This is a genomic window from Erwinia sp. 009765445 (assembly GCF_058137865.1).
In genome coordinates this window covers 24,952-51,733 of sequence record NZ_JBYUWC010000010.1, presented here as the reverse complement: position 1 = coordinate 51,733, position 26,782 = coordinate 24,952, and the positions used below count along the sequence as shown (strand labels likewise).

The window sequence follows — 26,782 nt, the reverse complement described above, 5'->3', positions numbered from 1 at the left end:
CCCCGAAGGAGGAGGCATGGCCGATATGCAACGCCGTGGACTGTACATTAATGGCCGGGAAGAAGCCGGTCAGGGCGAAACATTCACCACCATCAATCCCGCCAATGGTGAAGTGCTGGCAGAGATCACCGCAGCCAGCCAGCAGGATATCGAACGCGCCGTCGCTTCAGCCGCCGCCGGTCAGCGCATCTGGCGTAGCTACACGCCGTCAGAGCGCAGCCGCGTGCTGTTAAAAGCTGTTGCTCTCCTGCGTGAGCGCAATCAGCAGCTGGCAGAACTTGAAACTGCCGATACCGGTAAACCGATCAGCGAAACCGCCGTGGTGGATATCGTCACTGGGGCAGACGTACTGGAATACTACGCGGGTCTGGCCGTTGCGGTTGAAGGGGAATCTATTCCATTGCGTGACAGCGCGCTGGTATATACCCGCCGTGAGCCACTGGGGATTTGTGCCGGGATTGGCGCGTGGAACTACCCGATCCAGATTGCTATGTGGAAAAGTGCTCCGGCACTGGCAACCGGCAACGCAATGATTTTCAAACCCAGCGAAGTGACGCCGCTCAGCGCGCTTGAGCTGGCGAAAATCTTCACCGAAGCCGGTCTGCCGGATGGCGTGTTCAACGTGGTACAGGGCGCAGCCGCCGTGGGCCAGGGCCTGAGCCAGCACCCCAAAATTGCCAAAGTCTCCTTCACCGGTGAAGTGAACACCGGCAAGCGGGTGATGGCCGATGCCGCGCTCGCTAATCTTAAGTCAGTGACCATGGAATTAGGAGGCAAATCGCCGCTGATCGTCTTTGAAGATGCCGAGCTGGAGCGCGCTGTGGATGGCGCGATGATGGCTAACTTTTACAGCAGCGGCCAGGTTTGTACCAATGGCACCCGCGTGTTTGTACACCGCTCACTGCTTCCTGCTTTCGAAAAGCGTCTGCTGGAGAAGATGGCGGGGATCAACTGCGGCGATCCGCTTGACCCGCAGGTAAACTTCGGTCCGCTGGTCAGTGAAGAACACTGCCAGAAAGTGGTCTCTTATCTGAACATCGGTAAAGAAGAGGGTGCCCGCCTGCTGGCTGGTGGTTCACGTATCACCGAAGGGAAGCTGGCGAAAGGCTGTTACGTTGAGCCAACGGTGTTTACCGACTGCACCGATGAGATGCGTATCGTGCAGGAAGAGATCTTCGGCCCGGTGATGAGCGTGCTGGTCTTCGATGAAGAGCAGGAAGTGATTGAGCGGGCGAACAACACCGAGTACGGCCTTGCGGCTGGTGTATTCACTACTTCTCTGAACCGGGCGCACCGGGTTATCCATCAGATGGAAGCCGGGATCTGCTGGGTCAACAGCTGGGGTGAATCTCCGGCACCGATGCCGGTTGGGGGCTACAAGCAGTCCGGGGTTGGCCGTGAAAACGGCATTGAAACCCTGCATCACTACACCCGTACCAAATCGATCCTGATCGAAATGGGCGAGTATCCGACAGCATTCTGAAGCTGAAACTGATTTTTTGCCGCGGCGCTCCGGTCGCGGCTGCCTGGAGGTTTAATGCAGAAATTTGATTACATCATTATTGGCGCTGGTTCAGCAGGCAACGTGCTGGCCACGCGACTGACTGAGGATGCTGACGTATCGGTACTTTTACTGGAAGCGGGTGGGAAAGATCACCGCTGGGACTTCCGTACCCAAATGCCAGCCGCTTTGGCTTATCCGCTGCAGGGCAAACGCTACAACTGGGCTTTTGAAACCGATCCCGAGCCGAAAATGAACAACCGCCGCATGGAATGTGGGCGTGGAAAGGGGTTGGGTGGCTCCTCGCTGATCAACGGCATGTGCTATATCCGTGGCAATGCGATGGATTATGACAACTGGGCGAAAAAAGAGGGGCTGGAAAACTGGTCCTATCTCAACTGCCTGCCGTACTTCCGCAAAGCCGAAAAACGAGATATTGGCGAGAACGATTACCACGGCGGCGAAGGCTACCTGAGCGTCACCACGCCAAAAAAAGGCAACAATCCGCTGTTTCGCTCGTTTATCGAGGCGGCGAAGCAGGCCGGGCACCATGAAACCGACGATCTGAACGGCTACCGTCAGGATGGGTTTGGCCCGATGGACCGAACTGTCACCGCCGAGGGACGCCGATCCAGTACCGCCAGAGGCTATCTGGACGTGGCGAAGCAGCGCTCAAACCTGACCATCGTCACCCACGCCCAGACTGACCGCATCCTGTTCAGCGGCAAAACAGCAACCGGCGTAAGCTGGCTACATAACGGCAAGGAACAGCAGGTGGAAGCCACACGTGAAGTGCTGCTGTGCGCCGGGGCGATTGCCTCCCCGCAGATCCTGCAGCGTTCGGGCGTGGGGCCGGAAGAGTGGCTGCGCGAGCTGGACATTGAGGTGGTGCACCCACTGCCGGGCGTCGGGCGTAACCTGCAGGATCACCTGGAAGTGTATATGCAGTTTCGTTGTAAAAAACCGGTCAGCCTCTATCCTTCACTGCAGTGGTGGAACCAGCCAGCGATCGGTGCTGAGTGGCTGTTTAACGGCACCGGCATCGGGGCCAGCAACCAGTTTGAGGCGGGCGGTTTTATCCGCAGCGATGACCAGCCGGACTGGCCGGATCTGCAGTATCACTTCCTGCCGGTGGCGATCAACTACAACGGCAGCAGCCCGGTTAAAGAGCACGGCTTCCAGGCACACGTTGGGCCGATGCGTTCCATGAGCCGTGGTCGCGTAAAGCTGACCTCAAAGCATCCGTATGCCGCGCCATCGATCTTCTTCAACTACATGTCTGAAGAGCGTGACTGGGTGGAGTTCCGCAACGCGGTGCGCCTGACCCGTGAAATCATGCGGCAGCCAGCGCTGGCTGAATATTGTGGTGATGAAATCCAGCCGGGGGCAGAGGTGCAGAGCGATGAGCAGATCGATGCCTTTATTCGCGAGCATGCCGAGACGGCCTATCATCCCTGCGGCAGCTGCGCGATGGGTAACGATGAGATGGCCGTTGTCGATGCAGAAGGGCGCGTGCACGGTATCCGGCGTCTGCGCGTGGTGGATGCTTCGATTATGCCGCAAATTACCACCGGCAACCTGAATGCACCAACGGTAATGATCGCTGAGAAAATGGCGGACCTGATCCGTGGCCGCACGCCGCTGGCCGTTTCCACCGCTGAGTATTATCAGCTGGAGCGTGAACAGGCCGAAGCTGAACTGAGTATCGAACGGTCCGGAGGCTGGGTGTAATCTGAAACGCGGCAAAGGATTGCCGGATATCTTCTTTGTCGCCGCAGATCGGCTTTGTTATTGATGTGAAGCTTTTATTATTTCACACCAGACAAGGCAGGATATTGTGGAAATCTACTGGTATTTAACCGCACCCGACGGGCATAAGCCTTGGTCTGCTGGCGGCAGCCGTAAAATTGATTACGCCTATTTTCAACAGGTCGCCCGCGCGGTGGACCACCTTGGTTTTACCGGAGCACTCCTTGCTACTGGCGCGCACGATCCCTGGATCCTCGGCGCTTCGCTTATCCCCTATACCGAAAGAATGAAATTCCTGATCGCTATTCAGCCCGGGCTGATTTCCCCGACGCTGCTGGCGAAGATGGCGGTGACATTCAATCAGTTTTCTAAAGGAAGAGTGCTGCTCAACGTGGTCAGCGGGGATAAAAATACCCTTGGCGCTTACGGGATGCACCTGGAGCACGACCAGCGATATGAGCTGGGTGACGAATTCCTCAGTGTGCTCCGGCCACTGCTGGCAGAACAGCCAGTAAACTTCTCCGGCGAACACTATCAGATCACCGATGCCAGACTGGCGCTGGGCAACGGAGGGTATCCGCCGCCGCCGCTGTGGTTTGGCGGTTCCTCCGATGCGGCACAGGAAGTGGCAGCAAAACATATCGATACCTATCTCTCCTGGGGCGAAACACCGCCGCAGGCCGCTGAAAAAATTGCTCAGGTCAAACAACGCGCACAGCAGCATCAGCGCACGCTGCGCTATGGCATCCGCCTGTATGTGATTGTGCGGGAAACCGATGAAGCGGCCTGGGCTGCCGTTGATGAGCTCTATCGCTCAATGGATGATCAGGCTATCGCTGCCCGTCAGGCACTGGCGCAGAACTCTGACTCGGTCGGGCAGGCCCGCATGGGCGCGCTGCACAACAATGCCCGTCCTGAAAACCCGCGAGATCTGGAAATTTACCCTGGCCTGTGGGCAGGAATTGGGCTGGTGCGTCCGGGGCCGGGCACGGCGATTGTGGGCAGTCCTGACACCGTGCGCAAAACCCTGCGGGCCTATCAGGATGCGGGCGTTGAGGTATTTATCCTCTCAGGCTTCCCGCTGCTGGAAGAGGCCTACCTGTTCAGCGAGCTGGTGATGCCAGGGCTGGAACTGGATAACGCAGAACCGTTTCGCGAGCAGGCGGGAGCGGCCAACACCTTCACCTGGGGTAATTTGTGGGATCGCCCGATAGCAGAACAGGAGCCGCAGAAATGACCCTGAGAATCGGCAGTCATCCCAGCAATCTTTCCCTGTTTATTCTGCGCCATCGCGGCGTGCTGGAAGCCCGTGCGGAAGCTGAAGGCTGGCAGGTGGTCTGGAAGGATTATCAGCACGGCGGCGACAGCGCGGACTACTTGCGGCATAACCAGCTGGACGTGGTGGGCACCGGTTCAACACCACCGGTCTATGCTCAGGCCAGCGGGCTGGATGTGGCCTATCTGGGCGCTTCTCCCAGCCGTGACGCCAACTGCGCGTTACTGGTGATGAAGGAGCGTGAACGGCAGGCGGTGCAGCAGCTTGCCGGTGCGCGTATCGCCTGCATGAAAGGCTCATTTACCGATCATTTTATTGCCCGGTTGCTGCAGCAAAATGGCCTGTCGCTGAAAGATATTACGCTGGTGGATCTTGGCGGTAGCGACTCTGCGCGGGCTTTAAGGCTGGGTGACGTTGACATCTGGGCAGCGATTGACCCATGGCTGGGCGTGGCGCAGGAGGCTAAACGAGTCAGAACGCTGGCGCGGGTGGGAGAATATGTCGCCAACCGCTCGGTATTCTGGTGTCGACGGGAGTGGCAGCAGCGCCATCCGGAGCAGGCGCAACTGGTACTGGAGGTGCTGGCTGAAAATGATCGCTGGGTTGCTGAGCATCCGAAAGATGCGGCTCAACTGCTGAACCAGCATCTGCCAGCCAGCATCAGCGCCGCTACCTGGCTGAAAACAATCGGCGCTCGTCCCTGGGGGATCAGCGCGGTTTCCGCCACGCTGCTGACTGAACAACAGCAACAGGCCGACGATCTTTACGCTAGCGGTTTCCTCGACCAACCGCTCACGCTTACCGAACCGACTCTGACAGGGATCCAGGCATGAATAAGGGAAAAAAAATGGTGCTGGGTTTGCTGCTGGCGATTGGCTCTCACGCGGCCGTGGCTGAGACTACGCTGAGAATTGGTTTTCTGAAGGGGCCGACCGATCTGGCACTGGTAAAGGAGAATGGCAGCCTGGAGAAGGCGCTGGCGGCGCATGGCGTGAAGCTGGAATGGGCAGGAAACTTTACTGCAGCGGCGCCAGCGTATGAAGCGTTGAACGCAGGTTCAATCGACATGACCACCGGCAGTTCAACCGCTTTCGTTACCGCCATTGCTGCCGGGTCGCCGCTGCTGTTCTTTGGCTATCAGGCTATGCCTGCAGACGGCGAGGGAATTGTGGTTCGCCAGGATTCTCCAATCCATACTCTTGCCGATTTACGCGGCAAAAAGGTGGCCGTTAACAAAGGCGGTACCGGGGAATATTTGCTGTCGAAAGCGCTGCAGAGCGCAGGTATCCCGGAAGGAGAGGTACACAAGGAGTATCTCAGCCCGGGCGACACCGGCACGGCATTTGCCGGCGGCCATGTTGATGGCTGGGCCGTGTGGGATCCTTTTCTGACGCTGGCAAAACAGAGTTTCCAGGGACGGTTGCTGATTAACGGCAAGGCGCTGGGATCGGAAAATGCTGCCGGTTATTTTGTCAGCCAGAGCTACTACAAAGCGCATCCCGAAGTGGTGAAGTGGGTCTGGGAGGTGCTGAAGCAGCAAAATGCCTGGGCGAAACAGCATCCGCATGAAGCCGGAGCCGTCTGGGCTAAGCAGATGGGCCAGTCAGGTAACGGTGTGGGTAATCTGCTGGGTGAAGTGAATACCGTGCCGGTTACCGAGGTTGGTAGCGCCGAACAGGAACATATTCGCCATATCGCAGACTGGTACCTGCAGCAGAAACTGATTAAAAGCGTGCCGGACATTGCAGCGCATACGGTGGATCTGGGGCAGTAAGACAGGGGAAGCAGGCAGACTGCTAAAGTCTGCCTCTCTGAATCGCAGCAGCAGGCGATTCGCTGGCGGACTTCTGCGGCTATCAGTTAGCGCTGGTGGAGTGTGAAGGAATGATTATTGGCAATGCGGAATAGATTAATACGGTAGGCAGGTTCAGGCATTGTTTGCAAAGCGATCTTTTTGGTTTAAATTAGTGCCAGGACTAATGACAGGGAGCACGTATGGATACGGTTGAGGAACTGAACGGAACTTACTTTTATAAAGGGTTATCTAACATTACGCCTCATGAACTCCTTTTTTTGGGTGCTAATAGAAGAAACGGAAAAGCAATTGGGGGTACAGGATATAGCAGGTATTGCTGCTTTAATATTGGGAAATAACAGTATCGATGTTACAGGTAAACCTAATGCTGTCACTCCGGGAACATCCCATGCATCACTGTTTTTCCGTAAACATATTAGTTACGGGTTTAAAAGGAGGATTTTACCCACGCTTACAAAGAAATCATTTTCTTTAAGAGGCATAAAGATTATGTGGGTCAATAATCTTGGCGCTTTTGTAGGAAGAAGCATTGCGATTGTGGGCTGGGTTATACTTACTCATGACGTAACAATGATTAGCTTCCGGACTATCAATAACTACAATTCTGTTGTACGACCTGAGGATAAAATCTGGTGAGCCATGTAACAGATGATGATGTCAGGGATTTTGTTAAAAATAAATTGCCGTTGGTGACAACGCTTTTTCTCAAGAAAATTTATGTCGATGATAAATGCACCTTACAAGAGATATATGAAGCAGATGATATTGCAGATATGGCTGAAGAGTTTTTTTACACTTCAATGTAAAACCATCTGCTTTCACTCTTATGAATTATTATCCCTGGAAAATAAAATCATTTTTGTCCCGAAGGGAAATCAATCAGGATAAGAAACCTCTAACAATAAAGATGTTTATTGAATCAGCTAAAGCTGACCACTGGCTTTATGATTAGCATAACGTTTAAAAAAATTGTTTCCTGGCCGGTGGCGGGAACCACCATGATTATGGTGCTACGTTTCGCTTTACCTTTCACTTTCACCGCTGTTCACCCGTTTGTAATTTCACTGGCAGAACAGGACGTATTTTACAGGTTGCTGGGCTGGGATATGACGGCGGAAACTTACGGTGAGGTGGCAGGACACAGATACGGAAAAACAGACTTGCGTTAACAAGTCTGCATTCAAATACTTTCCTTTCCAGGAACGGATAACCGTTTTAAACGGTGCTCTTTCTGGTTCGCCTTCCTGTCTGTCAGGATTGCATTTTGTAAAACTGGCCAACTGACTTACGAGGAGCCCGGGCCTCAATTCGAACCCGGGACACGGGAATAGCGGAGAATCCCACTCCGCTTCTCAACCAGTCCGGCGCCGGGAGATTAGCCCTGGCTACCTGACTCAGCTGAAGTTGCTGAACTCGCTGCCTGGCTGGTGCTGGCAGCAGAGTCTGAATCTGTGGATTTGGTGGTACTGCTGGATCCTGTGTCAGTGCTTTTGGCGCTGCTGGCAGCAGAATCGGTACCTGTGGTTGCCGGAGTCGTACTGCTGGTGGTTGCCGCAGTCGTATTAGTAGTTGTAGTGGCAGTGCTCGCAGGTGCTGTACTGCTGGTTGTGGCAGTAGTAGTTGCCGGAGTTGTGCTGGTGGTCGTTGCATCATTAGCAACCGGAGTGATCACTGGTGTCGGAACCACGGCAGCGGCCTGGGCGACAGGGGCTGGCGGAACCGGAACCGGCGTGGCCTTACCGGCCGCAAAGGTCGGCTTGTTCTTCCGCATCGAGTAGGTCACATGCTGCACTGTATTCTGCGTGGCGGTGATCTCAACCGGCGGAATGGTGACTCGTCCGTAACCATACAGCGTTGACACATAGCCACCCACTTTGTGTTTGCCTGGTGTCAGGTGTAGATCTGTTGTCTGTCCGCGTACCAGCGGACCGGCATCGTCGCCGTCGATGGTGACATTGATCGTCGAACCATCATCGGTCCGGCTGATAGCGTGGGAGACAGTTACCTGCGCAGGACCCGTAGTGAAGTTGTTTACGGCTGGCTGCTCAGTGGTTTTCGTCACCGGCTTTTCGCCAGTTTGCGCCGCCGGCTGTTCGCCAGTGGGTAAAATCTTCGCACAACCAGTCAGCGTCAGGGCGGCCGTGATGGCGGCCAGTGTAAAACGGTAAACCATAATGCCTCGTTTTATTTACAGCTCAGGAACCCCCATTTTAACCAGTCTGGCCGGGCAGTGACAGGGGGTTTCCGGTTCAGGATGCTCTTAAAATTATGAGCAGGTGTGAAACGTTTAGCGATCTCCTGACACCCGGCGCCCACCAACATAGCCTGAATCAGGGCACAAAAGGTTCCCCCAGCGTCAGCATCAACCGATTGGCCCAGGCAAAAAAGGCCGCGCTTTGCACCAGGTCCAGCAGGGCTAATTCATCCAGTCCGGCCTCTCGCAGGGGAGTTAACTGCTCAGCCCTGAGCGAATGAGGCGTGGCCGACAGTGCCGCAGCAAACGCAATCACTGCCTGCCAGCGGGAAGTCTGATTGCCATCCAGCGGTTCTCCCGGCGGCGTGTCGATCAGCTGCTGCACGGCATCACTTTTCTTCGACAACTGGCTGGCCTTGCGGGCATGCACTGAAGTGCAGAAAATACAACCATTAACTTTGCTGGCCACCGCCGCTGCCAGTTCACGTTCCGCGCGTGGCAGGCCATCAGCAGTGTAGAAAATGCCTTTATCGGTAAGCGTGCGTTGCTCCAGCAGGGGCAGGTTACGGCCCAGCAGACGGAAATAGTCCGAGTCACTGTGACCGAACTTTGCCAGTGTGGCCTGTTCAACGGCGTTAAATTCTGCCAGAGGTTTAGCCGCTATCCAGGGTTCCCAGCCCAGTTCCTGCTGGGTAAAAGCCACCGGAGCTTTTCGGCCGGAAGCGGTCTCCGGTGTTGTGTGCCACACTGCCGCAACCGCCGGTCGGGCAGAAGAGGTAATTTGCTGGTTATTCAGCAATCTTAATCCGGTCAGCAGCCTGCTCTGAAAGCTGACAAAAGCGATAAGTTGTGACAGTGTCACTATGGCATCCACGCTCCAGCCCGCTTTTTGCAGCTCCTGCAAATGCTGCGGGCCGGATGCGGCAGGCGTAAATGTCAGGGTCTCGGCATGGGCCACGGCCAGATGATATTTTTCGCTGTCGGGCTGCTCGCCAGCCTGATGCGCGTAGTGAGCGGAAAGGCGTTCATCCTGATGCCATCCGGCGATCTGTTGCGCCAGGGCAAAACGCCAGCTGAGCGGGAAATCGCGATCCTCAGCGGAAAACAGCACTTCATAGCTGCCCTGAGCATGTTGCGTGGCGGCTTCGCGAACCGCCCGGGCATCGGCCAGCGGGCTGCCCGGAATGATTTCTGCCAGTTGATCGAGCAAATCTGTTGTCTGGGTCACAGGGTTTCTCCGGTTGTCAGTGTGTCTGCGGCATTTCGCCAGCCGAGTGCGGGGGCGACCTCGCTGGCCAGTAACTCAATGGATCGCAGAATGTAAGGATGGGGAGGATCAATGGAATGCACCTGGAAAGAGACATCGGTAGCTCTGGCCAGCGCCGTATCCTGCCGCAGGGAATGAGCAACCTCTGCGGGTGAACCGAGATGTACATCAAAAGCCGCAATATAGTCATCCAGGCTGGAACCTGAAATCAGGTACCCGGCAGCGCGGTGCTCGACCGCCTGCGCAGACAGGCCGGTGACCGCCAACGCCCGGGCTTCGCTGCCGCTATCGGTGACGAAAGCGGTCCTTGAAGCAAGGATGCGCGGTTCAGTCCCGGCAGGCAGCGCGGCCAGATAGGCATCAATCATCGTATTCTGGATATCTTCCAGTGGCAGCAGAGGCTGATCGGGCGGGCGGGGCTGCGTCCGGGACAGCATCAGACCATGACCGGCTGCTCCGGCTCGCGCTGCGCCTTCCACAGAGAATGTTGCCTGCCAGAGTCGGTCAGCCAGCTGCAGCGCGGGTGGATACAGATGGTTTTCCGGATGCGACAGTGTCTCTCCACGCCAGGCCGCCAGCAGCGTGGCAAGGTTTTTGGCAAAAGCGTCGGCACGTTGTTCGATCGTCAGCTCAAACGGCAGGAATGAAGTGGGCGTACCGCCGGACCCGAGGCCGATCTCCAGCCGGTGATTAGCCAGAAGGTCGAGCACTGCCGCATCTTCCGCCACGCGCAGTGGATTTTCCAGTGGCAGGGTGATAATGGCTGTGCCCAACCGGATGCGCGAGGTCTGTGCCGCCACGCTGGCAAGGAACACCAGAGGGGAAGGCAGACCGCCTCTATTTTCGTGAAAGTGGTGCTGGGCTATCCATGCGGTATCGAAGCCCCATTTTTCCGCATGCTGGATTTGCAGCGTCGCCAGACGGTAGCGCTCCTGAGCCGTGGTTTTATCCAGCAGACGGGTAAAAAAGCCGAGTCGTTTAGTCATAAGATTTCCTTACTGATGGGGGCGAAGCCGGGGATTGCGGCGATCAGCTCGCGGGTATACTCACTGGCCGATTGGGTGAAGACAGCCTCTGTTGCGCCATGATCAACCAGCTGCCCGGCGCGGAGCACCGAGACGCTGTGGGCCAGTTGACGGACCGTGGCTAAATCGTGCGAGATAAACAGGTAAGTTAAGCCGAGTTCCTGCTGCAACTGCCGCAGCAGGGCAAGAATTTGTGCCTGAACCGTAACGTCCAGCGCGGAGGTTGCTTCATCAAGCACCAGAATTTCCGGTTCGAGGATCAGTGCGCGGGCTATTGCCACACGCTGGCGCTGGCCTCCTGACAGCTCACGGGGTTTGCGCGTGAGCAACTCCAGCGGCAGGGCCACACGTTGAGCAATACTCTCCACCCGTGCCTGTCGCTCTTTTTTGTCCAGCCGTGCGAAGTTGAGTAAAGGTTCCTCAATCACCTTAAACAACGTCTGCGATGGGTCCAGCGTGGTAAAAGGATTCTGGTACACCAGCTGAATTTTTTGCCGGAGCAGCCGCTGCGCCTCACCGCTTAAGCCTGACACCTCAATACCACCAAGCTGAATTTTGCCGCTGTCGGCCCGTTCAAACCCCAGCAGGATCCTCGCCAGCGTGGTTTTGCCTGAACCAGACTCGCCAACCAGTGCATGAGTGGTGCCCCTGGCGACCTGCAATGAGACGTTGTCCAGCGCCCGCAGTTGCTGCTTCTGTCCGCGGCCCAACGCAAACTGCTTATGCAGCCCGTCGATTTCTATCGCGGGTAGCGCCAGGGCTTTTTTACTCATACAGAGCACTGGCGCAGAGAACGCCGGGGCGTCGGCAAACAACTGCCGCGTATAGGCACTCTGTGGATCAGACAGCAGTGCCGCCGTGGTGCCTTGTTCCTGGATTTTGCCGTGACGGAAAACCACTATTCTGTCCGCCCGCGCTGCAGCCACCGCCAGATCGTGAGTCACCAGCAGCACCGCAGTGGTCGTTTCGTGGCAGAGTTCAGCAATCAAATCCAGAATGCGCTTTTGCACGGTGACATCCAGTGCACTGGTTGGCTCATCGGCGATGATCAGCGTCGGCTGCAGCGCGACGGCAATGGCGATCAGTACCCGCTGTTTCATACCGCCGGAGAGCTGGTGTGGATACTGACGGGCGCGCAATTCCGGATGTGAAAGCCCGACGCGGGCCAGCAGGGCAATGACCTTCTCTTTTTCCTGCTGGCGGCTCAGACGCTGATGCAGGCGGATCACCTCGGCCACCTGATCCCCGATGGTTTTCACCGGGTTGAGCGAGCTACCGGGATCCTGCGGGATCAGGCTGATGCGGGCGCCACGCAGTTGATCAAGCCGTTTCTGCGGCCACTGGCTGATATCCACGCCGTTGAGCAGGATCTCGCCGCTCTCACGCTGACCATTTTCCGCCAGCAAACCAATAATAGCCTGCGCTGTAGAGGTTTTGCCGGAGCCGGATTCGCCAACCAGCGCCACAATTTCTCCCGGATACAGGGCGAAACTGACGTTATGCACCACGCGTTTTTGCTCGCCGCGGCTGCGATAGCCAACGTTAAGATTTTTCACTTCAAGGATCGGTAAGGCTGCATTGCTCATCGGCGTTCTCCTGCAAACTGCTGGCTAATGCGGTTAGCCGCCAGCACGACTAAAACCACCACCACCCCGGGGAAGGTGGTCAGCCACCATGCCGTGGAGAGATAGTTACGGCCTTCCGCAATCAGCAGACCCCATTCCGGCGTCGGCGGTGGCGTGCCATACCCCAGGAAGCTGAGGGTGGAAATCGCCAGAATCGCATTGCCGAACTGCAGCGCGGCGAAGGCGAGCACCGGCGTCAGGGAGTTGGGTAAAATATGCCGCCACAGCACGGCCAGAAAGGTACCACCGCTGCCGTAAGCTGCTTCGACATAATCGGCGTGCCGCACGCGAAGCACTTCCGCCCGCGTCAGCCGCGCAAAGTTCGCTACCGATGTTATGCCGACGGCGATGGCAGCATTGACCGTGCCAAAGCCGAGCAGAATGATAATGCTCAGTGACAGCAGCAGGCCGGGAATGGAGAGCAGAACATCGACAATGCGCATCAGTACCGTCTCTGTCCGGCCACCGGTTGCCCCGGCCAGCACGCCAAGCAACGTTCCCACCACCAGGCCCAGCAGCACCGCCACCAGCGCGCCGGAAAGCGAGTGCGAGGCTCCCCAGACAATGCGGGCGTAAACATCACGGCCCAGTTGGTCGGTACCCAGCCAGTGTCCGGCCTGCGGTGCCAGGCGCTGCGCACCAGCCACGCCTTCGGTACCGCTGTAGTGGGTGAACCATTCCGGTGCCACGGCCCAGAGTATGGCAATCAGCATCACTGCCCAGGCCAGTAGCAGGCCTGGCTGAACCTGCCAGCGCCGTGGGGAAAATACGCGCCGGGTGCGGGATGAGGTACGATCGGTCAAATCGGCAAGGCTCATACTGAGGGCTCCGGAGCAGTCACAGGGTTGCGTCCATTCATGCGGTGGCCCCCTGATAGTGGTTCAGACGGGGATCGAGCAACGGCGTCACCAGGTCGGCCAGCAGATTAACCAGCACAAAACCGGTGGCGGAAATCATCACAATGGCCTGCAGTACCGCGACATCCTGATTATTCACCGCCTGCTGGGTCAGCTGTCCCAGACCGCTGAGGCCGAATACCGTTTCGGTGATCAGTGCACCGGCAATCAGCTCTCCCAGTAGCAGGGCTGCGATGGTCAGCACCGGGATCAGCGCATTTCGTGCCACATGATGCAGCAGCACGCGGCGCTGGCTGGCACCTTTGGCCCGTGCCACGGCGACAAAGGGCTGTGTCTGCACACTGTCGATGCTGCGGATCAGGATCTGCGCCAGCGGGGCGGAGATCGGCACCGCAAGGGTGATCACCGGCAGGATCAGACCCACCCATTCACCGGGATTGATCACCGGCACCCAGCGCAGCTGAAAAGAGAAGATCTGGATCAGCGCAATGCCCAGCCAGAAGGTGGGCAGGGCGATAAACAGCGAAGGCAGAGACTGCAACGCATTTTTCAGCCAGCGCAGCCCCAGCAGACTGCTGGAAAAGGCCAGCAGCACGGCAATCAACACCGCCAGCAGAAAGCCAGGGATCGCCAGCCGCAGCGTGGCCGGGAAGTTCTCCGCAATCAGCTGAGCGACCGGTACGCCAGCCTGTACGGAGAAGCCAAAATCGCCGCGCAGCATCGCCAGCAGCGTATGCAGATACTGTTGCCACAACGGCGTGCTGGCACCATAAGCCTGACGCATCTCCTCGATTTGCGCCGGGCTGAGGCCGAGATCCGGGTTCTGAAACTTAATCAGAATGGCGTCCCCCGGCAGCACTTGCAGCAGCACAAAGGAGACGGTGAATGCCGCCCAGAGTACCAGCAGTGCCTGCCCGGCACGGAAAGTCAGATAGCGCGTCACGGTTGCTTCTCCCCTCAGTGTTTTTCCAGCCAGACGCCGTAGAAACTCGGACGGCCGACCGCTTCAAAACTCAGGCCCTTCAGCCACGGAGCACCGGCGAAGACCTGCGGCTCTTCGAAAATCGGAATGTTATAGGCCTGGTCAATCAGATAGCGCTGTGCGTCGCCGGTCAGCGCCAGACGTTTTTGTGCATCGGTTTCGGCGGAGATGGCTACCAGCAGCGCGTTCAGCTTGTCATCACGGAACTGCTTCACGCTGCTGCTGGAGCCGCCTTTCTGCAACAGGGCATCGCGATTCGTCGGGTAAAACATACTTTTCACTACGTCCGGATCGGCGCGTCCCACTTCGGAAACGGTCAGCGGGGTTTTAAGCGGATCGAGGTTATCCACCGTATGGCTGCCTGCATCGCCTGCCCGTACGGCAAGGCTGACGCCAACCTGTTTCCATTGCTGGGCCACCAGCTGCAGCACTTCTTTGTTCTGCGGCTGTGGCAGGGATTCATACACAGTCAGCGCCAGGCGCGCGCCATCTTTCTGGCGGATGCCGTCACTGCCAGGTTTCCAGCCCGCGTCATCCAGCAGTTTTTTCGCCAGCTCAGGGTCATAGTTCAGTTGCTTACGGAGATCGACATAGCCTGCGGCCGACTTCGCCAGCACGGAAGTGGCGCGGGGATAGTTTGGTGAGAACAGGGTATCGACAATTTGCTGGCTGTTGGTGGCGTGCAGCAATGCCTGACGAACGTTCAGGTCGGCCACCAGCGGGTTATCCGGACGGAAACTGATGCTGTCATTCACTCCACGCGTGGGCGCGGCATAGATCGGAAATTTCTGCCCGGTGGCCTGTTTCTCGTCATAGGCCTGTACCTGGCGGATCAGATCGGCCTGGCCGGCCAACAGCGCACCGATGCGCACGCTGTCTTCCGGCGTGACGATCACTTTTATCGCATCAAGATTGGCGCGACCCTGCTGCTGCAGGCTTTTCGGCCCCCAGTGATAATCCTTGCGGGCCACCAGATCCACTTCGCGGCCCAGCTTCTCATCGCTGACCACAAACGGCCCGGAACCGATAATGTGCCGCGCATCGCCCAGTGCGTCAAAACTGCGGGCCAGCGTGCTGAGCGAAACCAGCCCGGAACCAATCGTGGCAGTCCCCTGCAGGAAACCGGGTGAAGGCTTTTTAAAGAAGAATTTCACCGTTAACGGGTCAATCACCTGGCTGTGATCGTAGTTATTGATCACTTCGGAGACGGGCAGGCGGTTTTGTTTGTTACCCAGCCCGTAAGTATCAAAGTTCTTTGCCACAGCGTTGGCATCCAGCGGCGTGCCGTCGGAGAACGTGATGCCGGGGCGCAGTTTAAAGGTGTATTCCGTCTTATCCGCATTACTGCTCCAGCTCTCTGCTACCCACGGCTCCACCTGCAATGTCGCCGGGTTTTGCCAGGTGAGTTTGTCGGTGATCTGATTGAGAATGCCGCCGTTGGGGTAAAATCCCCCGGCCGGAGGATAAAGATTGGTGTGCGCCTGTTGTTCAAGATAGATCAGTGTGCCGCCCTGAACAGGCTGATCGGCAGCAGTAACATTCCCGGCAAATAACGCTAATGAAACACTCAGGGCCAGCGGGCGGTACAGTGCCTGCAGACGAAAAGAAGACGGCATGATCGATCCTTTATTGTCAGTTATTACGGTGTAGTGATAATAAATATCAGCCTGCATAAGGGGTAAGGTGAACCAGGAAAATCAGCTAAGGTTAATCACTTGCTGAATAAACGTCGGTCAGCTTTGTCGCCAGGTGAATTCATTCTTTAATTAAAAGGCCCCGCTGTTGCAGAGCTTTTGTATCTGAAAATTCGGGGAATGCCTGAGCCAACAACTCAGTCGGGCGGGTTCCCTCTTATTCGTCTGGATCTAGCAGTGAAAGCTGGTCGAGGAACTGTACGGCGAAGCTGCCGGTTCCTTTAGCTCCTGACGCACGCTGGGCCCCCTCGGCATACACTGCATGGGCCGCGGCCACGGAATAGAGAGGGTTTTCGCTTCCGGCGAGGAAAGCCGCGCTCAGTGCTCCCAGACTGCAGCCTGCTCCCGTCACCTGGGTCAGTCGGGCATCTCCACCTGCAACACTGATGGTATGATGCCCGTCGGTGATGTAATCCACCGCGCCGCTGACTGCGATCACGGTATCGTACTTCAACGCTTCCTGCTGGATCACCAGCAGCGCCTGTTCCGCCCCCAGCGTGGTTTCGACGCCCTGGGCACCGCCGCTTCCGCCCGCCAGTGCGACCAGCTCCGAAGCATTGCCCCGGATAGCGGTAGGTTTGTGGCTGAGCAGATGTTGGATCACCGCATCATATTCCACCGCTCCGGCACCCACGGCGACCGGGTCGAGTACCCAGGGAACGCCTGCTCCGTGGGCAGCGATCGCTGCTTCAGCGACTTCGGCTGGAGTGTTGGACATCAGGCAGGCGGCGTTGATCCACACTGCATGAGCATGGCTGCCGAAGGCGCGCTGCCAGTCAAGCGCTGCGCCAATCGCCGGTCCAGCCCCAACTGCCAGCAGGACATTGGCGGATAAATTCGCCGCAATATAATTGGTCAGGCCATAGCAAAAAGGCTTGAGGGATTTCAGTCGACGCAGCTCGTCACGCACAATCGGGTCATTCCAGCTCAGTTTTTTCATGTTTTTTTCCAGGTATTGCTACGTCAGTTAAGCGAAGAGGGCCATTTACCGGGCGCAGCCCCGCGAAGAGTGGGCAGTGAAGGGTCGCCCAGCCAGCCGTTGAGAGAATCGTCATACAGAGCAATTTGCCCGGCAGGCAACCCGGCGGCAGCCAGCGCCAGGGCCAGTCCTGCCGCGTTGATGCCTCCGCCGCAGTACAGCACCGGCTCGCTGTCAGCGGTCAGGTCGAGCATCTGCAAAGCAGAGATCACGCGGTCACGATCGATACGACCTTCGTCATCAAGCAGCACTGGATAAGGCAGGCTGAGGCTACCGGGGATATGACCAGTGCGCGGATCGCTACCTTCTTCACCGGTATACTGCGCGTGGCGCAGGGCACAGATCAGCGGGCGCTGGCGGTCGGGTGCCTGCTCAGCCAGTGCGGCAACCTGCCTGGTGGTGAGCATTGCGCTGCTGTTGCACAGCCTGACCTGAGCATCACCAGCCTCCAGGTCAGATGGCGCGCCTGAGGACAGTTGGCCACTGACAGAGTGCCAGGCTGGCAGACCGCCGTTCAGGCAGCGAACCGCAGGGAAATTGAACACTACCGTCAGCAGATACCAGAGGCGGGCCGCCCAGGCGCCGTTCAGCTGGTCGTAAACCACGATGCTGTCGTGCTGACTGACGCCCACGGCCTGAAGCGCCGTGGAGAGCTCTCCGGCGGTTGGGCAGGTAAATGGAAAAGCGGCATCGGCATGGGAAAATGCGCCGGTCAAATCGGCAAAACGTGCGGTGGGAATATGTTGCTGAAGGAACAGCGGCAACCCACTGACGTAGCGTGTCTGGCCCTGCGGCGTTTGTTCCCGCGCTATTGAGCAGTCGAGTACGACGACTTCAGCAAGATGTTCAGCCAGCCAGCTGGCTTCAACTAATGGTGAGGAGGGCAGTGAAGTCACTATTTTTCACCCCGCAAATTGGCACGCTGTTGCCAGGCATCGCGCTCAGGTCTTGCCAGGCCGAAATGCTCACGCGCAGTTGCTCCCTGGTATTCAGTCTTATGCAGGCCGCGACGCTGTAACTCCGGCACCACAAATTGAACAAACTCTTCGAAAGCACCGGGCAGATGGGTGGCCTGGATCATAAAGCCATCGGCCGCCCCTTTTTCCAGCCAGAGCGCCATATTGTCAGCGATGGTTTGTGGCGAACCGACCATGTTGCCTTCAGTACGGGCACCGTACCAGCGGCCAATTTCGCGGATGCTGAGGTTTTCACGGCGGGCGAACTCCAGCACCTCTTCATAGTGGCCCTGCACGCCCACCTCTTCCAGTTCGGGCAGCGGCCCATCCAGATCGTATTGCGTCAGGTCGACATTCACGTGATAAGCCAGACGGGACAGGCCCGCCAGCGGATGCACCAGTTCAGCAAAGGCACGATGCTTTGTCTGAGCTTCAGCATCGGTTTCGGCTACGACGACGGTCGCTGCTGGCAGGATCCTGACGTGCGTCGGATCCCGACCAAAGCGGGCCACGCGTTGTTTGATATCACGGTAGAAGTCGATGGCAGATCCCAGTGACTCGTGGCTGCAGAAAATCACATCCGCCCAGCGGGCAGCAAAATCCCTTCCGGAAGGCGAAGCGCCAGCCTGAATCAACAAAGGATAACCCTGTGGGGAACGCGGGACACTCAGCGGTCCCTGAACAGAGACGTGTTGCCCGCTGTAATTTACCGCATGGACTTTATCCGGGTCGCCAAACACGCCGCTGGTCTTATCCTGAATCAGCGTGTCGTCCTGCCAGCTGTCCCACAGCTGAGTGGTGGCCTGCAGAACTTCTTCGGCACGGGCGTAGCGAGCCTCGCGCGGGGGCAGACGCGGGTGACCGAAGTTTTGAGCTTCGGCGTCCTGAAAGGAGGTGACGATATTCCAGCCTGCACGGCCTTCGCTCACGTGATCGAACGTAGCCAGAGAACGGGCCAGATGCCAGGGCTCGTGATAACCGGTGGAGAGTGTCGCGGCCAGACCAAGATGTTCGGTCACACCCGCCATCACTCCAAGGATCACCATCGGGTCCAGGCGGGGAGTACCCGATCCCCACTCAACAGCGGGTCGAAAAGAGCCCCCCAGGGAGCGGGGCACGGCCAGCGCATCAGGAATAAAAGCCAGATCGAAGCAGGCCGACTCCAGCAGGCGGGCCACCTGACGATAGTAGCTGGGGGATAAAAAAGCCGGACTGGCATCGGGGTGCCGCCAGCCTGAAGTGCCCATTGGCCCGGCATTCATAAAGGCGGCAAGATGCATAGTGTGTGGCATAACGTCTTTCCCGGTGAAATTAAGACGTTATAGCAATCACGTTCTCCGGGACAAAGTCTGTTATCGACTAAGGTTATCCGGAAATGTAATTAGCATCAGGCCACATGTGTCTCCACGGCAGATAAATGTTTTTCCAGCAGACTGAGAATATTTTTGTCGATGGTTTCATCAAATTTACGGGCAAAAAGATGTGGTGATTTTTTCAACATGCCCACATCTCTGACCGTATAATCACGGGGCCGCAGCTTAATTGTTCCGGCAGGTATCCAGTCAATCTCTCTTTTATCATCGTTAATGACATTTGGCCGGTAACTGGTATTCATCATTACCGTCTGGAAAAAGCCCTCATCGGGAATTAATGTGTTCTGATAAAACAGTCTGAATCGTTCGACTTCCGGGCTTTTCGTCACGAACTCACAAAACTGGCGGCTGACCATCATCCACTGATTACCGATATAGGGCGTGACGCCACTGAGAAAGCGTCTGGGCATCATCGGTTCACTCATCCGATCGTCCTGCTCAAGAAAATAGTGTTCGATTCGGTTCAACGTTTCAGGGCGACAGTCCCGCTGATTCATTAATTTAAGAAAATCTTTTCCCCGGTGCCGCTTAAGAAAATCAAAAACAGACTCCTGAGATTTTAAGGGAAAATCCTGGCCGCTCATGTTGATGAAAAAATCCCACTGAGCATTTACTTTTAATAATTCTGCCATTCCCCGCAGTTCTGCATCCACAAGGCTGTAGCCTCCCCACTGCATGTTTTCGCTTTTTAACAGTGAGGCATTAGGATAACCTGATAAAAATACTGCAATTTCTTTCTGTAATGCTATCCCGCTGCGCTTATCCACATGGATCAGATAGTGGTTATCAGCATGCCAGATAGCGTTGAACATGCGACGGAATTGTTCGGGGTAGCGGTGAACTAAAATAAAATAGGCAATCATAGTTCTGGATCCTTTTATCGGTAACGTGACTCAATTTTGCTAAAAGTATCGGCAAACTATTGAGAGGCAGGCAGAGAGGCTAAACACTCAATTAACATGATGTTAAGTGGGCGCGAGTTTTCTGAAATAAAAACAGAGCGTAAGTGAAGTGAAAAATGAGGATCAGGGGTGTCGACTTTTTTCTTTAGCTAAAAATAAACTACCGCAATGGAGACAAATAAGTGGACTGTTTCTGCGCACTTTATTCGCATCATGTTCGGTGACAAAGGCGCACTCCGGGCAGGCGACACGGATGGTTTTCTCCCTGAAAAAATTCAATACGGAAAAATATGACATAATCTGCACACCGCGGCTAATGGGTAGCAACTATATACCCATTAGCTGCGGATAGCTTACGATGCTTTCGTTTATTTTTTTATTCTGCTTTTCGGTGGAGGTTCTTTTTTGCTCAAAGCATCCTGCTGATGGCAGGGATAAATCCATTTGTTCGCTAAGGTTATCCGGAAGATAGCTTAACAACCCGCGGCGGTTTTCAATTCTGTTTCGCTATAAGTCATGCTTTTAAAATCTTTTCTTATTTATTGTCGCGTCCCTACTATCCCGTGGACATAAGTTTTTCCAATAATGTATTAAAAATCATCAGTTCATTTAATCAGCGACACAGCTGAACACGGGTAGACAGCTCCATGATCGTTCTGCAAAACGTATTTAAAACTTTTCAGGCCAGCAGCGGCCCGATAACCGCCGTGGAGGACGTCAGTCTCCGGGTCGGACAGGGACAGATTTACGGCATTATTGGCTACAGCGGCGCGGGAAAAAGCACCCTGATCCGCCTGCTCAACGGGCTGGAGAAGCCCACTTCAGGCAGCGTGACCCTTGCCGGGCAGGACATTGCCCAGGCGAAGGGCGAGGCGCTGCGCAAGGCCCGGCTGAAAATCAGCATGGTGTTTCAGCATTTCAACCTGCTCTGGTCGCGGACGGTCAGCGAAAATATTGCCTTTTCCCTGCAAATTGCCGGGGCGCCGAAAGCGGTGCTCCAGGCACGGGTTAAGGAACTGGTTGCACTGGTTGGGCTGAGCGGCAAAGAAAACACCTATCCGTCGCAGCTGAGCGGCGGGCAGAAACAACGCGTAGGGATTGCCCGCGCGCTGGCGAACAGCCCGGAAGTGCTGCTCTGCGATGAGGCGACTTCCGCACTGGACCCGCAAACCACCGATGCGATCCTCGATCTGCTGCTGGATATTAACCGCAAGCTGAATCTGACTATCGTGCTGATCACCCATGAGATGCATGTGGTGCGCAAAATCTGTCATCGCGTGGCGGTGATGGAAGCCGGAAAAATCGTGGAGGAGGGCGAGGTACTGTCGGTCTTTACCCATCCGCAGCAGCCCATCACCCGTCAGTTTGTCAGGCAGACAGCGGGTTATAACAGTGCCGAAACGCCATTTAACGCGGAGCTGGTGAACAGCCATGCCGGAACCGTGCTGAAGCTGACTTTTGTCGGGCAAAATACCGGACAGCCAGTCGTTGGCGAACTGACGCTGAAATACGCGCTGCCGTTTAATATTCTGCACGGAAAGATGACCCAGACCGCCAGTGGCACCTTCGGTGAGCTGTGGCTGCAGGTGGCCGCCAGCGGCAGCCAGCTGGAAAACATTCTGAACGACCTGCACGGCTATGGCATCACGACTGAGGTGGTAACAAATGACTGAGACTCTTTTTCCTCATCTGAAGCTGGACCAGCTGTGGGCCGCCACCGCAGAGACGCTGTACATGACCTCGCTGGCTGGAGTGGCGACGTTCGTATTTGGGATTGTACTGGGACTGGTGCTGTTCCTGACCGCACGCGGCGGATTATTCCAGAACCGCACCCTGTATTCCGTGATTTCCGTGCTGGTGAACGTGTTCCGCTCCATTCCGTTCATCATTCTGATTGTATTGCTGATCCCGTTCACCAAAACGCTGATTGGAACCATTCTCGGCGCCAACGCGGCGCTTCCCGCGCTGATTGTTGGCGCGGCACCGTTTTACGCAAGGCTGGTAGAAATTGGCCTGCGTGAAGTTGATAAGGGCGTGATTGAGGCATCACGGTCGATGGGCGCGCGCCTGAGCACGCTGATCTTCCGCGTACTGCTGCCGGAATCTTCCCCGGCGCTGGTTTCCGGCATCACGGTAACGCTGATCGCGCTGGTCAGCTACAGCGCGATGGCTGGCGTGATTGGCGCAGGCGGCCTCGGCAACCTGGCCTATCTGGAAGGCTTCCAGCGTAATCACGGCGACGTGACGCTGGTGGCAACCGTAACCATTCTGCTGATCGTTTTTATCATCCAGTTTTTAGGTGATGTGATAACCACACGGCTCGACAAACGTTAACTTTTGAGGGAATGAATAATGAAAAAAACACTGACGCTGCTGGCTGCAGCAACTCTGGGTGCGCTGAGTCTGAGCGCATGGGCGGATACGCTGACCGTGGGTGCTTCTAACGTACCGCACGCGGAAATCCTTGAGCAGGCCAAACCAATCCTGGCTAAGCAGGGCATCGATCTGGAAATTAAACCCTTCCAGGACTACATCCTGCCAAACACCGCGCTGGCCAGCCATGATATCGACGCCAACTACTTCCAGCATGTGCCATACCTGAACAGCGTGCTGAAAGACCATGCCGGTGACAAATCCTATGATTTCGTCAGCGCCGGGGCGATCCATATTGAGCCAATCGGGATCTATTCCAAAAAGTACAAATCGCTGAAAGACCTGCCGCAGAACGGCAAAGTGATCATGCGTGACGCGGTGGCGGAAGAAGGGCGTATTCTCTCAATCTTCGAAAAGCAGGGTGTGATTAAACTGAAGCCGGGCGTGAGCAAAATTGACGCGCGCATCAGCGACATCGTTTCTAACCCGAAACACCTGCAGTTCCTGGCCAACGTTGAGGGTGCGCTGCTGCCGCAGATGTACAACAATGACGAAGGCGATGCGGTGGTGATCAACGCTAACTACGCCATTGATGCGGGCCTTAACCCGGTAAAAGATCCTGTCGCAGTTGAGAGCGGCGAGAACAACCCGTACGCCAATATCATCACCGTGCATCGCGGTGATGAAAACAAACCGGATATTGTCGCGCTGGTGAAGGTTCTGCACTCCAAACCGATTCAGGACTGGATCCGCACAAAATATAAAGGTGCCGTTATTCCTGTTAATAACTGATTGTTCATTCTTCATGGTTTGATCAGCCAGATGTAAATATTATGGGCTAAGGAAATCATAGTGTCTGTAAAGGCTCCTGCTTCGGCTGGGGCCTTTTTTTTTGCGAGCAGCATTCAGGATAAATATGAAATTATATTTATCCTGTACGGGGGGGGCCTCCCCAGCCCGGCTAAATAACAATAATGCATGACTAAATCTGATTCTGACTTATTAACTTTACAGGTTAACTTTGCCGTTATTGTTTATTTACCTTTGCCGGGTAAAGCGGAATCATGTTTTTTTATTTGCAGGCTCAACCCGGCGCGGTTTCGCGCCCTTAGATCTTTTTCGGGGAAAAAATGAAAGCAATAGTACTGCGTGAGCATGGCGGTAATGACCAGCTACGCCTGGAAAACGATTTTCCGGATCCTCAGCCCGGACCGCATGATGTCATCCTGCGGGTCAGGGCCTCCTCTCTTAACTATCACGATATCTTCACGCGCCGGGGGATGCCCGGCATCACGCTGCCGCTGCCGGTGATTATCGGTCTGGATGTGGCAGGGGAAATCAGTGCCGTTGGCGACCAGGTGAAGGGGTGGCAGGTTGGCGATCGCGTGCTGGCGGACCCCGTCAATCGCGTTGACGGCGGCCTGCTGGGCGAGACCACGCATGGTGGCCTGGCGGAATATTGTCGGGTTCCTGCCCACCAACTGATTGCCCTGCCGGAAAGCGTCTCTTTCAGCGAGGCCGCCGCGTTGCCGGTAGCTTACGGCACGGCCTGGCGCATGATGCAGAACATTGGCCAGATCCAGCCAGGGGAGAAAGTCCTGATCCTGGGTGCCAGCGGTGGTGTGGGCGTCTGCTGTGTGCAACTGGCTAAACTGGCCGGGGCCTGGGTCATCGCTTGTGCGGGCAGCGAGGAGAAAGCGCAGCGCCTGCGCGAGCTGGGGGCGGATGAGACCATCCTCTACCGCGACGAAGATTTCATGAAGACCATCTTTGCCCGTCATGGCAAACCTGCCCGTCGCCGCAGCGCTGTTGAACCGGGAGGTGTGGACGTGGTGGTTAATTTTACCGGCGGTGACAGCTGGGTGAGGTCTCTGCGGGTGCTGAGAGTGGGCGGGCGGGTGCTGACCTGTGGTGCGACGGCAGGCTTTTCGCCGCAGGAAGACCTGCGTTATATCTGGACCTATGAGCTGCAAATTCGCGGCTCTAACGGCTGGGAGCGGGAAGATCTGCACAGCCTGTTGCAGCTTGTCGCAGAGAAAAAACTGACGGTAGTCATCGATCGGCAGTGGCCGCTGGCGCAGGGATCTGAAGCGCTGGCCTCGCTGGAAGAGCGCCGGGTGTTTGGCAAGGTGGTGGTGGCATGAGCCTGTTATCCCGTGCCGACCTGCAGGCGATTTTTGCGGCTTCACCCTTCATCCATTTCCTCAATATCAGCGTCGATGAGATCGACTATCAGAACGAAACGTTGACCGTCTCCGTGCCGATGCGCGCCGAGTTTGAGCGCAAGGCTGGCAGCGGACAATGGCATGGTGGCCCGCTGGCCTCGGTCATAGACACCGTCGGGGATTTTGCCCTCGGTATGCTGCTGGGACAGGGGCTGCCGACCATTAATTTTCGTGTCGACTATCTTCGCCCGGCCATTGATACCGACCTGCGAGTGGTCGCCACAGTGCGCCGCAGCGGACGGACTGTAGGCGTGGCGGATGTGGATGTTTTTAACCAGCAGGGACAACTGCTGGCGATAGGCCGGGCAAGCTATGCCATGTCGGCCGTGACCACTGAGGGAAAAGCATGAGCATTAATATTCAACGTCGCCGTCTTCTGACACTGGCGGCAGGTAGCACCGCGCTGGCCGCTGCCGCGAAAATCAGTGGATTTTCACTTATCAGCCAGGCCGCCGCCGCAACGGAAACGCTGACCACGCCAAAGCGGGGTGGCACGCTGGTGATCTCCTGGGGCGGTCTGGAACCGCAGGCGCTTTATGTGCCTGGCGGCGGCGGTTCCGCGCCGTTTCAGACTTCGACCAAAATTCTTGAGCGCCTGCTGAAGCTGGATAACAACCTGGTGTTTCAGCCCGCGCTGGCTGAAAGCGTTACGCCCTCGGCCGACTTTAAAAGCTGGACTATGGTGCTGCGTCAGGGAGTGAAATGGCACGATGGTAAAGACTTCACCGCCGATGACGTAGTGTTCAACGCCCTTCAGCACTGGAAGGCGATCTCCGCAGGGATTGCGCTGAAATCTCTGCAAACCGCTGAGGCGGTGGATGCCCATACCGTTAAGCTGGACTTCTCCGTGCCGGTGCCGGAGTTTTTCCTGAAATCGACGCTGGCGGGCCAGTATCAGCTGGTGTTGCCGAAACACCTGTATGAAGGCAAAGATATCCTCACCAACCCGGTCAACAACAGCCCGGTGGGGACCGGACCGTGGCGCTATGGTAACTGGGTTCGCGGCAGCTATGTGGAGTATGCCCGCAACGAGCACTACTGGGGCACCGGCCAGCCTTACCTGGACAAGCTGATCGTCCGCTGGTGGGGCGACGCCGCCTCGCGCACGGCTGCGCTGGAAACCGGAGAGCTGAACGTGGGCTATTCGAACCCGGTTCCCGCCCGTGAAATTGATCGCCTGGTCAAAACCGGCAACATTGTGCTGGATACTCGCGGCTACGAAAACTCAGCCTGGACGGTAACAGCAGAATTTAACCAGCGTCGGGATAACGTTAAACGGCGTGAAGTGCGTCAGGCGATCCTCCACGCCATCGACCGGCAGTTTATTCTCAACACCATTTATTTCGGTCGTGGAAAGGTTGCAGTTTCGCCGATTTTCAGTAGCAACAAGCTATTTTTCACCGATGATGTGCCGCAATATGATTTCAATCCTGAAAAGGCAAAACAGCTGCTCGACCAGGCAGGTTTGCCGCTGAAGGACGGCAAACGTTTTACGGTCAATCTGCTGGCAGCCGCCTGGTTTGAGGAGAATGCCAAACTAGGTCAGTACCTTAAACAGGCACTGGAAGACGTGGGCATTGCCGTGAAGCTCGACTCCGTCGACCGCGCCACCGCGCTGAAACGAATCTACAGCGATTACGATTACGACATCGCCATTTCTAACTTTACCGCGCCAATTGAGCCGGTGCCGACCGTGACGCAGTTCTTCACCACGGATGGCATTGTCAAAGGGGCCGCTTTCCGCAACGCCACCGGCTTCAGCAGTGCCGAAGTGGACCGCCTGGTCGCGCAAATCACCGTCGAAACGGATGAAGCAAAACGCAAAACGCTGGTACAGCAGTTCGCCCGTGTTGCCAGCACTGAAGTGCCGATTGTGCCGCTTGTCGAGATGCAGTCTTACACTCTGGCGCATAAAAACGTCCGCAACTTTACCACTGACGCCAACGTGCAGGGCACTTCACTCAACGACGTCTGGCTGGCGGGGTAAA

General features: G+C 56.4%; 25 protein-coding genes and 1 pseudogene. 14 read left to right on the top strand and 12 right to left on the bottom strand.

Features of this window, described 5'->3' with window-relative positions:
* Positions 1-25 precede the first annotated feature (25 nt).
* The 8 genes and pseudogenes from betB to AC3Y5R_RS12580 all read left to right on the top strand — a co-directional run bounded on the left by betB (position 26) and on the right by AC3Y5R_RS12580 (position 7,294).
* Positions 26-1,483 (top strand): betaine-aldehyde dehydrogenase, encoded by a 1,458-nt coding sequence (gene betB, locus AC3Y5R_RS12615; protein ID WP_489921731.1) that lies wholly within the window; start codon positions 26-28, stop codon positions 1,481-1,483.
* A gap of 54 nt (positions 1,484-1,537) precedes the next feature.
* Positions 1,538-3,232 carry a choline dehydrogenase gene (betA, locus tag AC3Y5R_RS12610; protein WP_489921622.1) on the top strand — a complete coding sequence of 565 codons (1,695 nt, stop codon included), beginning with the start codon at positions 1,538-1,540 and terminating at the stop codon, positions 3,230-3,232.
* Positions 3,233-3,338: 106 nt separating this feature from the next.
* On the top strand, positions 3,339-4,487 hold the full coding sequence (locus tag AC3Y5R_RS12605) for an LLM class flavin-dependent oxidoreductase (RefSeq protein ID WP_489921621.1): 1,149 nt from the start codon (positions 3,339-3,341) through the stop codon (positions 4,485-4,487).
* On the top strand, positions 4,484-5,359 hold the full coding sequence (locus tag AC3Y5R_RS12600) for an ABC transporter substrate-binding protein (protein ID WP_489921620.1): 876 nt from the start codon (positions 4,484-4,486) through the stop codon (positions 5,357-5,359). The genes AC3Y5R_RS12605 and AC3Y5R_RS12600 overlap by 4 nt, the downstream gene beginning before the upstream one ends.
* On the top strand, positions 5,356-6,300 hold the full coding sequence (locus AC3Y5R_RS12595) for an aliphatic sulfonate ABC transporter substrate-binding protein (RefSeq protein ID WP_489921619.1): 945 nt from the start codon (positions 5,356-5,358) through the stop codon (positions 6,298-6,300). The genes AC3Y5R_RS12600 and AC3Y5R_RS12595 overlap by 4 nt, the downstream gene beginning before the upstream one ends.
* 221 nt (positions 6,301-6,521) lie before the next feature.
* Positions 6,522-6,978, top strand: a pseudogene (locus AC3Y5R_RS12590) (STM2901 family protein).
* Positions 6,975-7,148, top strand: a complete 174-nt coding sequence (locus AC3Y5R_RS12585) for a hypothetical protein (RefSeq protein ID WP_489921618.1) — start codon at positions 6,975-6,977, stop codon at positions 7,146-7,148. Before AC3Y5R_RS12590 ends, AC3Y5R_RS12585 begins: the two are co-directional and overlap by 4 nt.
* Before the next feature lie 20 nt (positions 7,149-7,168).
* Positions 7,169-7,294 (top strand): DUF1493 family protein, encoded by a 126-nt coding sequence (locus AC3Y5R_RS12580; RefSeq protein WP_489921617.1) that lies wholly within the window; start codon positions 7,169-7,171, stop codon positions 7,292-7,294.
* A 423-nt stretch (positions 7,295-7,717) separates the two neighbouring features.
* Here AC3Y5R_RS12580 and AC3Y5R_RS12575 read toward each other — a convergent pair whose 3' ends face one another.
* The 12 genes from AC3Y5R_RS12575 to AC3Y5R_RS12520 all read right to left on the bottom strand — a co-directional run bounded on the left by AC3Y5R_RS12575 (position 7,718) and on the right by AC3Y5R_RS12520 (position 20,493).
* Positions 7,718-8,515 (bottom strand): hypothetical protein, encoded by a 798-nt coding sequence (locus tag AC3Y5R_RS12575; protein ID WP_489921616.1) that lies wholly within the window; start codon positions 8,513-8,515, stop codon positions 7,718-7,720.
* A gap of 157 nt (positions 8,516-8,672) precedes the next feature.
* Positions 8,673-9,764 carry an alkylhydroperoxidase domain protein gene (locus AC3Y5R_RS12570; protein WP_489921615.1) on the bottom strand — a complete coding sequence of 364 codons (1,092 nt, stop codon included), beginning with the start codon at positions 9,762-9,764 and terminating at the stop codon, positions 8,673-8,675.
* The gene (locus AC3Y5R_RS12565) at positions 9,761-10,789 is read right to left on the bottom strand and encodes a putative FMN-dependent luciferase-like monooxygenase (RefSeq protein ID WP_489921614.1); all 1,029 of its coding nucleotides are present in this window, start codon (positions 10,787-10,789) and stop codon (positions 9,761-9,763) included. The genes AC3Y5R_RS12570 and AC3Y5R_RS12565 overlap by 4 nt, the downstream gene beginning before the upstream one ends.
* A complete protein-coding gene (locus AC3Y5R_RS12560) occupies positions 10,786-12,414 on the bottom strand; it encodes a dipeptide ABC transporter ATP-binding protein (protein WP_489921613.1) in 1,629 nt (542 codons plus the stop codon). The genes AC3Y5R_RS12565 and AC3Y5R_RS12560 overlap by 4 nt, the downstream gene beginning before the upstream one ends.
* On the bottom strand, positions 12,411-13,271 hold the full coding sequence (locus AC3Y5R_RS12555; protein WP_489921612.1) for an ABC transporter permease: 861 nt from the start codon (positions 13,269-13,271) through the stop codon (positions 12,411-12,413). Before AC3Y5R_RS12555 ends, AC3Y5R_RS12560 begins: the two co-directional genes overlap by 4 nt.
* Before the next feature lie 37 nt (positions 13,272-13,308).
* On the bottom strand, positions 13,309-14,253 hold the full coding sequence (locus tag AC3Y5R_RS12550) for an ABC transporter permease (protein WP_489921611.1): 945 nt from the start codon (positions 14,251-14,253) through the stop codon (positions 13,309-13,311).
* A gap of 14 nt (positions 14,254-14,267) precedes the next feature.
* A complete protein-coding gene (locus tag AC3Y5R_RS12545; protein ID WP_489921610.1) occupies positions 14,268-15,908 on the bottom strand; it encodes a TIGR04028 family ABC transporter substrate-binding protein in 1,641 nt (546 codons plus the stop codon).
* A 235-nt stretch (positions 15,909-16,143) separates the two neighbouring features.
* Positions 16,144-16,926, bottom strand: coding sequence for a hydroxyethylthiazole kinase (gene thiM, locus AC3Y5R_RS12540; protein ID WP_489921609.1), 783 nt, complete (start codon positions 16,924-16,926; stop codon positions 16,144-16,146).
* Positions 16,927-16,949: 23 nt separating this feature from the next.
* The gene (locus AC3Y5R_RS12535; protein WP_489921608.1) at positions 16,950-17,861 is read right to left on the bottom strand and encodes a sulfurtransferase; all 912 of its coding nucleotides are present in this window, start codon (positions 17,859-17,861) and stop codon (positions 16,950-16,952) included.
* Positions 17,861-19,213, bottom strand: a complete 1,353-nt coding sequence (locus AC3Y5R_RS12530; protein ID WP_489921607.1) for an LLM class flavin-dependent oxidoreductase — start codon at positions 19,211-19,213, stop codon at positions 17,861-17,863. The genes AC3Y5R_RS12535 and AC3Y5R_RS12530 overlap by 1 nt, the downstream gene beginning before the upstream one ends.
* 95 nt (positions 19,214-19,308) lie before the next feature.
* A complete protein-coding gene (locus AC3Y5R_RS12525) occupies positions 19,309-20,157 on the bottom strand; it encodes a beta-1,6-N-acetylglucosaminyltransferase (protein WP_489921606.1) in 849 nt (282 codons plus the stop codon).
* A gap of 162 nt (positions 20,158-20,319) precedes the next feature.
* Positions 20,320-20,493, bottom strand: coding sequence for a YnfU family zinc-binding protein (locus AC3Y5R_RS12520; RefSeq protein WP_489921605.1), 174 nt, complete (start codon positions 20,491-20,493; stop codon positions 20,320-20,322).
* Between the two features lie 350 nt (positions 20,494-20,843).
* Between AC3Y5R_RS12520 and AC3Y5R_RS12515 the strand changes: the two genes are divergently transcribed.
* The 6 genes from AC3Y5R_RS12515 (at position 20,844) to AC3Y5R_RS12490 (ending at position 26,781) form a co-directional block, all read left to right on the top strand.
* Positions 20,844-21,869, top strand: coding sequence for a methionine ABC transporter ATP-binding protein (locus tag AC3Y5R_RS12515; protein ID WP_489921604.1), 1,026 nt, complete (start codon positions 20,844-20,846; stop codon positions 21,867-21,869).
* On the top strand, positions 21,862-22,530 hold the full coding sequence (locus AC3Y5R_RS12510) for a methionine ABC transporter permease (protein WP_489921603.1): 669 nt from the start codon (positions 21,862-21,864) through the stop codon (positions 22,528-22,530). The genes AC3Y5R_RS12515 and AC3Y5R_RS12510 overlap by 8 nt, the downstream gene beginning before the upstream one ends.
* Before the next feature lie 18 nt (positions 22,531-22,548).
* Positions 22,549-23,361, top strand: coding sequence for a MetQ/NlpA family ABC transporter substrate-binding protein (locus tag AC3Y5R_RS12505; protein WP_489921602.1), 813 nt, complete (start codon positions 22,549-22,551; stop codon positions 23,359-23,361).
* A 338-nt stretch (positions 23,362-23,699) separates the two neighbouring features.
* Positions 23,700-24,713, top strand: a complete 1,014-nt coding sequence (locus tag AC3Y5R_RS12500) for a quinone oxidoreductase family protein (RefSeq protein ID WP_489921601.1) — start codon at positions 23,700-23,702, stop codon at positions 24,711-24,713.
* A complete protein-coding gene (locus AC3Y5R_RS12495; protein WP_489921600.1) occupies positions 24,710-25,144 on the top strand; it encodes a PaaI family thioesterase in 435 nt (144 codons plus the stop codon). Before AC3Y5R_RS12500 ends, AC3Y5R_RS12495 begins: the two co-directional genes overlap by 4 nt.
* On the top strand, positions 25,141-26,781 hold the full coding sequence (locus AC3Y5R_RS12490; RefSeq protein WP_489921599.1) for an ABC transporter substrate-binding protein: 1,641 nt from the start codon (positions 25,141-25,143) through the stop codon (positions 26,779-26,781). Before AC3Y5R_RS12495 ends, AC3Y5R_RS12490 begins: the two co-directional genes overlap by 4 nt.
* The last annotated feature ends 1 nt before the right edge of the window (position 26,782 follow it).

Coding starts and splice junctions, on each gene's coding strand:
- betB (WP_489921731.1), top strand. CDS start 26: ATGCAACGCCGTGGACTGTACATTAATGGCCGGGAAGAAGCCGGTCAG.
- betA (WP_489921622.1), top strand. CDS start 1,538: ATGCAGAAATTTGATTACATCATTATTGGCGCTGGTTCAGCAGGCAAC.
- AC3Y5R_RS12600 (WP_489921620.1), top strand. CDS start 4,484: ATGACCCTGAGAATCGGCAGTCATCCCAGCAATCTTTCCCTGTTTATT.
- AC3Y5R_RS12595 (WP_489921619.1), top strand. CDS start 5,356: ATGAATAAGGGAAAAAAAATGGTGCTGGGTTTGCTGCTGGCGATTGGC.
- AC3Y5R_RS12580 (WP_489921617.1), top strand. CDS start 7,169: ATGAATTATTATCCCTGGAAAATAAAATCATTTTTGTCCCGAAGGGAA.
- AC3Y5R_RS12575 (WP_489921616.1), bottom strand. CDS start 8,515: ATGGTTTACCGTTTTACACTGGCCGCCATCACGGCCGCCCTGACGCTG.
- AC3Y5R_RS12565 (WP_489921614.1), bottom strand. CDS start 10,789: ATGACTAAACGACTCGGCTTTTTTACCCGTCTGCTGGATAAAACCACG.
- AC3Y5R_RS12560 (WP_489921613.1), bottom strand. CDS start 12,414: ATGAGCAATGCAGCCTTACCGATCCTTGAAGTGAAAAATCTTAACGTT.
- AC3Y5R_RS12555 (WP_489921612.1), bottom strand. CDS start 13,271: ATGAGCCTTGCCGATTTGACCGATCGTACCTCATCCCGCACCCGGCGC.
- AC3Y5R_RS12545 (WP_489921610.1), bottom strand. CDS start 15,908: ATGCCGTCTTCTTTTCGTCTGCAGGCACTGTACCGCCCGCTGGCCCTG.
- thiM (WP_489921609.1), bottom strand. CDS start 16,926: ATGAAAAAACTGAGCTGGAATGACCCGATTGTGCGTGACGAGCTGCGT.
- AC3Y5R_RS12530 (WP_489921607.1), bottom strand. CDS start 19,213: ATGCCACACACTATGCATCTTGCCGCCTTTATGAATGCCGGGCCAATG.
- AC3Y5R_RS12525 (WP_489921606.1), bottom strand. CDS start 20,157: ATGATTGCCTATTTTATTTTAGTTCACCGCTACCCCGAACAATTCCGT.
- AC3Y5R_RS12520 (WP_489921605.1), bottom strand. CDS start 20,493: ATGTCATATTTTTCCGTATTGAATTTTTTCAGGGAGAAAACCATCCGT.
- AC3Y5R_RS12515 (WP_489921604.1), top strand. CDS start 20,844: ATGATCGTTCTGCAAAACGTATTTAAAACTTTTCAGGCCAGCAGCGGC.
- AC3Y5R_RS12510 (WP_489921603.1), top strand. CDS start 21,862: ATGACTGAGACTCTTTTTCCTCATCTGAAGCTGGACCAGCTGTGGGCC.
- AC3Y5R_RS12505 (WP_489921602.1), top strand. CDS start 22,549: ATGAAAAAAACACTGACGCTGCTGGCTGCAGCAACTCTGGGTGCGCTG.
- AC3Y5R_RS12500 (WP_489921601.1), top strand. CDS start 23,700: ATGAAAGCAATAGTACTGCGTGAGCATGGCGGTAATGACCAGCTACGC.
- AC3Y5R_RS12495 (WP_489921600.1), top strand. CDS start 24,710: ATGAGCCTGTTATCCCGTGCCGACCTGCAGGCGATTTTTGCGGCTTCA.
- AC3Y5R_RS12490 (WP_489921599.1), top strand. CDS start 25,141: ATGAGCATTAATATTCAACGTCGCCGTCTTCTGACACTGGCGGCAGGT.